The sequence below is a fragment of the Paenibacillus sp. MER TA 81-3 genome (assembly GCF_023713585.1).
Taxonomy (GTDB): Bacteria; Bacillota; Bacilli; order Paenibacillales; family Paenibacillaceae; genus Paenibacillus_B; species Paenibacillus_B profundus.
On record NZ_JAMAWB010000138.1, the window covers coordinates 1 to 255 of the forward strand.

1 protein-coding gene is annotated in these 255 nt (G+C 49.0%); it reads right to left on the reverse strand.

Translation table 11 applies throughout. The annotated features are described in order from the left end of the window. The coding region (locus tag M3650_RS31590) for a helix-turn-helix domain-containing protein (protein WP_251580311.1) at positions 1-216 on the reverse strand (216 nt) is incomplete at its 3' end. Between the last annotated feature and the right edge of the window lie 39 nt (positions 217-255).

Here is a 255-nt window from a genome sequence, read left to right on the forward strand (position 1 = left end):
ATCGGCCTCTGTTAATTCCTCCGGCGCTTTCTTTCTTCCCCGTCCATCCTTTAACGCATCCTGACCGCCATCTTCAAACTTCTTCACCCATTGGTAGACTTGCTGGTAGGAGACCTGAAAATGGTCCTCTGTCTTATGGTAGTCATGCTGATGAGCAAGACAGTATTGCACAATATCGATCCGTTCCTGCCAAGTCGTCGAACGCCCCTTCGTCATCGCTTTCGCTCCTCCTGAATAAGCTTTTAAGCTGCTATG